A 9,282-nucleotide genomic window follows, 5' to 3' on the forward strand; every position below is an offset into this window, starting at 1 on the left:
TATTGTGGGCGGACAGGAGCTGTGGGACGCCGGGACTGGGAAGGGGGTGTTGTTGGTATCGAGAGAAGAGGGGGACCCCGGCCGGCAGGGGAAAGAGCCGGCCGGCCGCGATGGACCGCTTGTCCGTTTCCGTCAACTGATATCCGAGAAGACGAAGGAGAACTCGGCGGGTTCGGCGTGCAGTTGGTACTGAGGCAGCACACCTGGGCCGCAGGAGCCGGTGCCGATGCCGTGCAGGGCGTGGTCGAGGTTCACCCAGACCGTGTCGCCGGCCGTGAGGTCGGTGAGGTGGGTGGCCGCGTCCAGTTGCTCGGTCGTCCAGCGGCGGGCGGTGAGGAAGAACTCCGGGTCGCCCTCGATGCGCAGCCCGCCGAGCTCCGCCCAACGGACGTCGGCGCGGGCGCCGTTCTCCTGCGGACGGAGGTACGGGGTCTGCAGCCCGTCGACCGTGGACTCCCAACGACCGGTCCTGGAGGCCGACTTGGTGTCCGGGTAGCCCTCGCCGGGACCGCCGCCGTACCACTTCACGGCGTCGGCCCGCGCGAGCCCGAACCGCACGCCGAGGCGCGGCAGCGGCACCGGCCATTCGCCCTCCGGTCCCACGGACACGGTCAGCTTGAGACGGCTGCCGTCCGAGGTCCAGCGGTAGACCACGCCGAGACCGAACTCCCAGGCGGCTGGCGCGACTCGGGTCCGCACGGTCAGTGCGTCGTCGTCGAGCTCCACCGAGGCCAGGCGGTGCCGCATGCGGTGCAGGCCGTACTTGCGCCACAGCTCCGCGGAGCGGATGCCGGTCAGCCACTCGGCGCCCTCGTCGTTGTCGGTGGTCACCCGCCACACCTCGAGGCGCAGCCCGCTCACCTCGATGTCACCGATCGTCTTCAGCGCGCCGGTGCGGGCGTCGAAGGAAGCGGGGCCGAGCGTGATCACGCCGTCGCCGGCCACCGGACCGTCGGTCGCGGCCACGGAGGGCAACGCCCGTGCGGTGACAGGGACCTGTCCCCACGCCACCTCGTGGCCCTTGGGCCCCCAGGTGGTGTCGGCCGCCAGCAGCGCGCGTACCGTCCACTGGGTCTCGCCGCCGCTGTGGTCGGCGGGCGGCTCGGGCAGCTTGACGTCCGCCGACTCGCCGGGGGCGAGCGCGGGCACCGACAGGGAGCCCGACTCGACGCTCTCGCCGTCCACTTGGTAGGACGACTCGAAGGCGAACGCGGACAGGTCGGCGAAGTCCTGCTTGTTCGTCACCCGCACGGCGGCGTCCGCGCCCTCGAAGGAGACCGGCTCGATGACCTTCTTGAACTCCAGCAGGCCCGGTGACGGGGTCCGGTCCGGGAAGATCAGGCCGTCGCAGACGAAGTTGCCGTCGTGCAGCTCCTCGCCGAAGTCGCCGCCGTAGGCGTAGCCCAGCTCCGGGTGGGTGACGCCGTGGTCGATCCACTCCCAGATGAAGCCGCCCTGGAGCCGGTCGTACTTCTCGAACAGCTCCTGGTAGTCGGCGATGCCGCCCGGGCCGTTGCCCATGGCGTGCCCGTACTCGCAGAGGATGAAGGGGAGTTCACGGCGCTTGTGGGTGCCGCCGTCCAGCTCCTGGCCGATACTCTCGATCTCGCCGTGGCTGGCGTACATCCGCGAGTACATGTCCGTGTCGCGGCAGTTGATGTCGCCCTCGTAGTGCACGAGGCGCGAGGAGTCGCGGCCGTGGATCCACTCGGCCATCGCGGTCAGGCCGCGCCCGGTGCCGGCCTCGTTGCCCAGTGACCAGATGACCACCGACGGATGGTTCTTGTCGCGCTCGACCATGCGGGCGGCGCGGTCGAGGAGGGCCGGGGTCCAGCGGTCGTCGTCGACCGGGTTGTCCCGCCAGGCCTGCTCGGTGAAGCCGTGGGTCTCCAGGTCGCACTCGTCGATCACCCACAGGCCGTACTCGTCGCAGAGGTCGAGGAAGGCCGGGTGCGGCGGGTAGTGCGAGGTGCGCACGGCGTTGAGGTTGTGCCGCTTCATCAGCAGCACGTCCTCGCGCATGGTCGCAAGGTCGAGGGCGCGGCCCTTCTCCGGGTGCCACTCGTGGCGGTTGACGCCCTTGAAGAGCACCGCCTTGCCGTTGACCTTGATGAGGCCGTCGGCCAGCTCCACGGTGCGGAAGCCGATGCGCAGCGGCACGCGCTCGCCCTCGGCGACCAGCTCGCCGTCGTACAGCTTCGGCGTCTCGGCGGTCCACGGCAGGACCGCCACCGTCACCGACTCGCTCGTTGCGACATCGATGTCCAGGGCGGGCACGGACACCCGCCCGTCGACGTCGGAGTCGACGCGCAGGGTGCCCTCGCCGGTGACGTGGTCGTAGGAGGCGTGCACGAAGAAGTCGAGGGCGCTGCCGGCCGGGCGGTGCAGCAGCGTCACGTCACGGAAGATGCCGGGCAGCCACCACTGGTCCTGGTCCTCCAGGTAGGAGCCCGCCGACCACTGGTGCACGCGGACGGCGAGCACGTTGCCGCTGGGCTTGAGCAGGTGCCCGACCGCGAACTCGTGCGGCAGCCGGGAGCCCTTGAACTCGCCGATGTCGGCGCCGTTGAGCCAGACGCGGGCGCAGGACTCCACACCGTCGAAACGGATGACCGCGCCACCCTCGGAAAGGTCCGGCCAGTCCGCGGGCAGATCGAAGACGCGCAGGTGGTCGCCGGTCGGGTTCTCCGTCGGGACGTGCGGCGGGTCCACCGGGAAGGGGTAGAGATGGTTGGTGTAGATCGGCAGGCCGAACGCGCCGTCGCCCTGGAGCACCCAGTGGCCCGGGACCGCGACCTTGGCCCAGTCCCCGGCGTCGAATCCGGGCTCGGCGAACGAGTCGTCCTCGGCGTCGACGGTCGGTGACACACGCAGCCGCCAACTGCCGTTGAGAGTAAGCGACGTCGCGTCGGAGGATGCGTACCAGGCGCGGGGCGGGAGGGCCCCGCTGCAGGGTGAGACGTCCTCGACGTAGTCGATGGCCGATGGGGGTGCCCCCGCTCGAGCGAAGCCGAGAGGGGGGGGCGTGCGGAAAGACATTGGTCTCCAGGTCGTGGGTGGAGGGCGTCAGCCCTTGATGCCGGTCTGCGCGATCCCCTGGACCAGCCAGCGCTGGAGGAAGAGGAACACGAACACCAGGGGCAGGATGGAAACGGCGGTGGCCATGAAGATCGTATGGAATACGACCGTCTGGTTCGTGATGTACGACGAGAGCGCCACCTGGACGGTCCACGAACCCGGGTCCTGGCCGATGACCAACGGCCACAGGAAGGCGTTCCAGCCGTTGAGTCCGTGACCTTCGGGAACGGGAAGATGCCGATGTCGTCGCCGAGCGCCTTCTGGAACTGCGGCATGGCCCACATACCGCAGAACTGGATGGCACACAGGCCCTTACTGAGCGAGGACGGGTACCAGTAGTCGGTCGGGGCGCCGAGGAGGAGGTGGCCGCTGGTGAACAGCTGACGCATCTTCTTCAGGCCCTCGATGACGCCGGGTGTGTGGTAGGCGATCTCGTTCTTGGAACTGAGGGTGTCGGCGCCCGCGGACCAGATCAGCGGGTTGACGATCGCGTGCAGGTCGTTGCCGACGTGCAGGCCCTTGACCTTGCCGGTGGTGAGTTTCGCGGCGGCCTCGATCAGCTCGTCGAAGGTCTCCGGGACCTTGAGGCCCGCCTTCTTGAAGAGCGACGGCCGGTAGAAGAAGAACTGCGGATCGTCGATCATCCGGACGCCGTATATCTTCCCGTCGACCGTGTGCGAGGCGATGTCGGCCGGGTTGAAGTCGCTTTTGACGGGGTCGCTGATGTCGCTCAGGTCCGCCACCTGGCCGCTCTTTGACCATCTGGATCTGCGGGTGGAACTCGAACAGGTCCGGAGCGCTCTTGGTGAGCAGCGTCGCGAAGAGCTTGCTCTCGTAGTCGGAGCCGGTGATCCACTGCGTGGACACGTTGGCGTCCTTGTACGCCTTCGCGTACCGCTTGATCGCCTGCTCCGTCCCCGCCTCACCGTAGGCGTGGAACATCTGGGTGAGCTGCTTGCCGGAACCCCCGCTGGTGCCACGGCCGTTGTTGCTGCCGCACGCGGCCAGCGTGCCAGCGGCGGCCATTCCCGCGGCCGCCCGAAAGAGGGATCGGCGGGACCAGTTGCTGTTGTTCATTGCCGACATGCTGACGTCCTTGTCTCGATTGCGGCCGCGGCTCCATGCTCAGCGCGACATGGCTCACATTGCGTTGCAGTGCGGGACGTTAGCCTTCGGCTAACACTTCGGCAAGAGGTTGGACGAAGCCTGCTCGGAACGTTGCCCATGGTTCGGGATCCCGAACGAGGAGGGTTCGTAAGGGGGTTGACGGCTGCTGGGTCCGGGTGTGGTCGGCGGCCCTCTGGAGGTGTTGCGGTACGGCTTTGGGTAGGGGTCGGTACTTCCTTCCGGCTGTGCCTGGTCCCCTTTTGCGAAGCGCCTCGGTGCGGCGCCGAGAGCGCTACTGCGCCAAGCTCTTCGGGCCGCCGTGCGTCGATGCCCTCGACGCCGAGCCACCGCGCTGCCCCACCGACTGCAGGGCGCCCTCCAGCGCGAACGTGGCCGCACCCAGGCACACCGGGTCGGTCGGGATGGGGGAGAGGACGATCTCGGTGGCGGCCATCGGGCGCGGCAGCGCGTGCCTCGCGACGGCCTCGCGCACTTCGTGCAGCAGCGGTTTGCCCAGCCGGGCGGCGACCCAGCTGCTGAGCACGATCACTTCGGGGTTGAGCAGGTTGACTAGGTGCGCGATGGACGCGCCGAGGTAGCGGGCGGTGTCCCGGACCACCTTGACGGCCACCGGATCGTTCGCGGCGACCCCGCGGGCCAGAGCGTCGATCGTGGCCGTCTGGTCCTCCAGGTGCAGCAGTGGGCTTTGCGGGCTCGCCTCGCGCAGATTCAGCATGATTCCGGGCGCGCCGACGTACGTCTCCACGCAGCCGTGGTTGCCGCAGTGGCACAGCCGCCCGTCCAGGACGAGCGTGGTGTGACCCCACTCGCCGGCGCTGTTGCTCACGCCCCGGTACAGCCCGCCGTCCAGCACGAGCCCGGCGCCCACTCCGGTCCCGAGGTTGACTACCACAGCCTCCCCGTTCCCGCGCGCCGCCCCGAACCACATCTCGGCCACGGCACAGGCGCGCAGCGGGTTGTCCAGGTAGAGGGGGTAGGCGATGACCTCGGAGAGCAGGTCGAGCAGCGGCACGTCGTGCCAGTCCCAGTTGGGCGCGTACTCCGAGGTGCCGGTGTCCCGGTCCACCTGCCCCGGCACGCTCACCCCGACGCCCAGCACCCGCGCGCCCTCGATGCCGGCCTGCGCAACCACGGACCCAATGGCGGCGGCCACATGGCTGACCACCTGCTCTGGCAGGCTCTCGCCGGGGCGCATGTCCTTGTCGGCGCGGGCCACCACGTTCAGCCCGAGGTCGAACAGCTCGACATGGACGTACGTCTCCGCGATGTCCACGCCGATCAACACGCCCCCCGACGCGTTGACGGCCACGAGACCCCGGGGGCGACCGCCCGCCGAATCCTCGAACCCGACCTCCGTGATCATCCGCAGCTCGAGCAGTTCGCTGACCAGGGTGGCGACCGTGGCCACGCTGAGCCCGGTGACGGCCGCCAGTCTCTGCCGGGAGGTGGGCGACTCGGCGATGATCTGGCGCAGCACCTCGTAGCGGTTCGCGATGCGGATGTCACGTGAGGTGCGCTTCACCGGAGTCTTCACCAGAGGTGCCTCCATCCCTTCCCAGGCTGGGCCGGGCGACTTCAGTACCGGCGCGGCGCAAGGATATGGCCTACCTCGACTTTCGGCAAGGGGTTATGAAATGGAGTGAGAGAACTGGTCTATTGCTCGGCGAGCGCCGACGGGGAAGCTCGTACGCTCTACGGACAGCACTGCCCGAACGGAGCCGGAAGGCGGCGTCCGTCTGACGGAGCAGCTGGGGCGCCCACCTGTCAGTTGAGCTGACAAGCCGTCACAAATGGATCATGGTTAGCGAGGATCGGCTGGGGGTAGAGTCGCGAAAGCCCTTTCGATTGGTGTTGTGCAAACCGTTGTGCGAGGAGTTGGGATGGCCCTTCCTGACATCATTGTCGGTGACACGTGCATCCGGCCCTGCGATGTATCCAGAGACCAGAGCAAGCGGCCATTGGTTGCGGCGGACGAGGGACCCGTCGTCCGCCTCAGGCTGGAGCAGATCCAGCCAGGCCGCTCCCCGCGGCTGAAAGACCTTGACGAGGCGCATGTACAGCTCCTCGCCGACACCGAAGACGAACTTCCTCCGATCATCGTTCATCGGTCCACTCTCGCGGTGATCGACGGTAGACACCGTTTGCGAGCGGCGTTGGCCAGGGGGGACGCGTTGATCAGAGCCCGCTTGTTCGACGGAACCGAAGACGAGGCCTTCATCTATTCGGTCAAGGCCAACAATGCGCACGGGTTGCCCCTGACGGCTTCAGACCGCCACGCAGCGGCGGTGCGGCTCCTGCAGGCGCGCCCCGAGTGGTCGGATCGATCCATCGCCTCTGCGGTGGGCGTCTCGGCCCAGACCGTCGGCAAGGTGCGCCGTTCAACTGTCGGTTCCACGCAGATGAACGGGAGATTGGGGCGTGACGGGCGGGTCCGACCGTTGAGTACGGCAGAAGGGCGACGCAAGGCTGAGGAGATCATGACGGCCAAACCAGATGCCTCGCTGCGAGAAGTCGCCAGGGAAGTCGGACTGTCGCCGGGGACGGTGAACGATGTCCGCCGTCGGTTGCAAGAGGGCAAGGGCCCTGTCCCGCCCGCCAAGGTATCGGCGGTGGAAAGCGTGCAGGGCCGGGTGCTGAACAGGATATCGACAGAGTCGACTCCCGACTTCGTGCTCTTCTGGCAACAACTGAGCAAGGACCCTTCCTTAAACCTGACGCAGTTCGGTCGTAACCTGCTGACCCTTCTGCGAGCGCATCGTCTGGATGAAGACGTGGCGGAGTCGGTGCCCGCGCACTGTGCGGAGAAAATGGCCGTTTTGGCGAAGCAGTGTTCGCTCACCTGGGGTGTCATCGCTAAACGCCTCGAGCGACGTGGGGAGTTACGCTCGCGCGAGTAAGGGTTCTTTCCGGTCATGCACGTACTTTGGAATGAACGCCGCGACACTGCGTTAGATTGAGGCCATGCCTCTTCCGTCACCATTTCCGCACGGGACTGCGGTGATCACTGGAGCGTCATCCGGAATTGGTGCGGCCATGGCGCGCACACTTGCGTCTCGCGGCTATTGCACCACCTTGGTAGCGCGAGACAAGGCACGACTGCGGGACGTAGCGGACGAACTGTGAGGGTACGGCGCCCGCGTCGACACCGTCCGGGCCGATCTCACCAGTCCAACAGACTGTCGAAACGTCGAGGCCGAGATCAGACGCGCCGGATTGGCCGTCGACATACTCGTCAACGCCGCTGGCGCGGCTACCCGCACCAGCATTCCGGAGTGCGATCTCGATACTGAGCTGGCACACGTGGAACTGAACGTCGTCAGCGTTGTTGACCTTTGCCGCAGCTTCGTCACCGACATGGTGGCTCGAAACTCGGGCGCGATTCTGAACGTCGCGTCGACAGTAGCGTTCAAGCCATTGCCCGGGCAGGGCACCTACGCGGCAGCGAAAGCGTTCGTGCTGTCGTTCACCCGCACGCTTCGGCTCGAACTCCAGGAATCGTCCGTAACCGTGACCGCCCTGTGCCCCGGGCCTGTTCCCACCGATTTCGCTCGACGCGCGGGATTCAGCGACGAAGAGATCGCGACGATCCCGTCGATCATGTGGGAATCCGCTGATGATGTTGCGGCCGTTGCGGTGGACGCGATGGAGCGCGGAGCGGAGTTGTGCATTCCAGGTCGCGCCAACGTGGCTGACGCGACGATGGCGCTCCTCAAGACCAAGCAACAGGCATCGCAAGCGGTAACCCGAAAGGGAGCTGTCCGACCTGGCTAAAGCCTGTTCCATGAGTCCGTGGGCGGGCGGTGTGGTGCCTGCGCGCGGGCTTGTTGATCTCAGGTGCCGAGGGTGAGGTTGTGCATGCGGGTGACGCCTTGGACGGCGCGGTGAAGGCCGTTGCCCCGTTGTCGGCAGCTTTGGAGGATCGTGTAGTTCTTCGTCCGGGAGAGGATGTGCTCGACGCGTGCGCGGAGCTTGCGGTGTGCGGCGTTGTCGGCGTTTTGGATGGGCAGGAGCGGGCGTTTGGCCCGGCGGCGGTGCGGGACCATGAGCCTGGTGCCCCCGCGGGCGCCGCCGGCGAGCAGCGTCGTTCCTGCGCAGCTGGGCCGGGCCGGTGTCCCGAAAGGCGTGGGCGTCGGTGGTGTTGCCAGCCACCGGGCGTGCGGTGGCGACCAGCAGACGGGTGTCGGTGTCGATGACGACCCGCGTGTTCGCTGAGAAGCGGTAGTCGCGGCTGGACGCGGCGACACTGCGGTCGCGCACCGGTACTACAGTGCCGTCCACGATCCACCCCCGTTCCACCGCACCCTCGGAGCGGGGTGTCGGCTCTAGCGCGAGCGTGGGCCACCTGCTGGACGGTCCGGCACACGGCGACCCCATCCGCGGATGCTCCCCGCCCCGTTCCCGCACCGCCCGCACCAGCCGGGCCAACCGGTCCGCCCGCAGCCCCGTGAACACCTCGATCCCAGGCCTTGGCATCGGTTCTGCCTCTGGTGTCGAGTTTGGCGTGCGGGGTCAGGCCGTGCTTGGTGGTGGTCGCGGCGATGCTCTCGACGATGACTTCGTGGCTGGTCAGGGGCCTGTACCGCCGGTGCTCGATCCGGTTTCACTGCGAAGTACCGCCAGGCCGGCCCAGGTGTCGGTGAATTGGGCGAGTTCGGACTGCCATGTGCGGGTGCGGTATCCGCTGGAGCCGCCCGTGTCGGCGGACATCAGTAGTCGGCCGGCCGTGGGGTAGGCGGTGGATGCCGGCCTCAGGAGGTCGCTCACAGTGGCCGCGGAGATCCGGTGGCCTTGCCGGGTGAGCTGCTCGACGAGCTTGCGAGCGGATTCGGCAGTTCAGTGCAGTGGCGACGCGCAACCCCGCGAACGTCGGGCTCGATCAGCGTGAGAAGCGCCTTGCGGACGGCTAGCCTCGGGCTTTCACGAGGTGGGTTGTCCGATGCTTGATCAAATAAGCGGAGAGTGCTCCTGACCTGCAACGATGGGGCCTTCCCCCGTGAAGGTGGGCACGCGGTTATTGATCACGCGGCGAGCGTGAGTTTAGCGGTGTGGTGTCGGTGTTCGTATTCGTTGGGGCTG

Annotated in this window: 3 protein-coding genes and 5 pseudogenes; 2 read left to right on the forward strand and 6 right to left on the reverse strand. The window is 67.5% G+C overall.

The annotated features are described in order from the left end of the window. Positions 1–132: 132 nt before the first annotated feature. From ACZ7IB_RS47860 to ACZ7IB_RS47875, 4 genes and pseudogenes are all read right to left on the reverse strand, one after another. A complete protein-coding gene (locus tag ACZ7IB_RS47860) occupies positions 133–3,039 on the reverse strand; it encodes a glycoside hydrolase family 2 TIM barrel-domain containing protein (RefSeq protein WP_470921556.1) in 2,907 nt (968 codons plus the stop codon). 27 nt (positions 3,040–3,066) lie between these two features. After that, positions 3,067–3,288, reverse strand: a pseudogene (locus ACZ7IB_RS47865) (carbohydrate ABC transporter permease); the annotation flags it as partial. Further along, positions 3,252–4,164 (reverse strand): annotated as a pseudogene (locus ACZ7IB_RS47870) (ABC transporter substrate-binding protein); the annotation flags it as partial. The pseudogenes ACZ7IB_RS47870 and ACZ7IB_RS47865, both read right to left, overlap by 37 nt. A gap of 313 nt (positions 4,165–4,477) precedes the next feature. Further along, entirely contained in the window at positions 4,478–5,755 is a 1,278-nt protein-coding gene (locus tag ACZ7IB_RS47875) for an ROK family protein (protein ID WP_470921557.1), read from the reverse strand. 331 nt (positions 5,756–6,086) lie between these two features. Here ACZ7IB_RS47875 and ACZ7IB_RS47880 point away from each other — a divergent pair, with 331 nt between their 5' ends. Continuing rightward, entirely contained in the window at positions 6,087–7,103 is a 1,017-nt protein-coding gene (locus tag ACZ7IB_RS47880; RefSeq protein ID WP_470921559.1) for a ParB/RepB/Spo0J family partition protein, read from the forward strand. Between the two features lie 64 nt (positions 7,104–7,167). Continuing rightward, a pseudogene (locus tag ACZ7IB_RS47885) lies at positions 7,168–7,977 on the forward strand (SDR family NAD(P)-dependent oxidoreductase). A gap of 59 nt (positions 7,978–8,036) precedes the next feature. Here ACZ7IB_RS47885 and ACZ7IB_RS47890 read toward each other — a convergent pair. Next, positions 8,037–8,679: pseudogene (locus ACZ7IB_RS47890) on the reverse strand (transposase family protein). Between the two features lie 13 nt (positions 8,680–8,692). Next, a pseudogene (locus tag ACZ7IB_RS47895) lies at positions 8,693–8,991 on the reverse strand (ISAzo13-like element transposase-related protein); the annotation flags it as partial. Positions 8,992–9,282: the final 291 nt, after the last annotated feature.

The sequence above is a fragment of the Streptomyces sp. NPDC037301 genome (assembly GCF_055602785.1).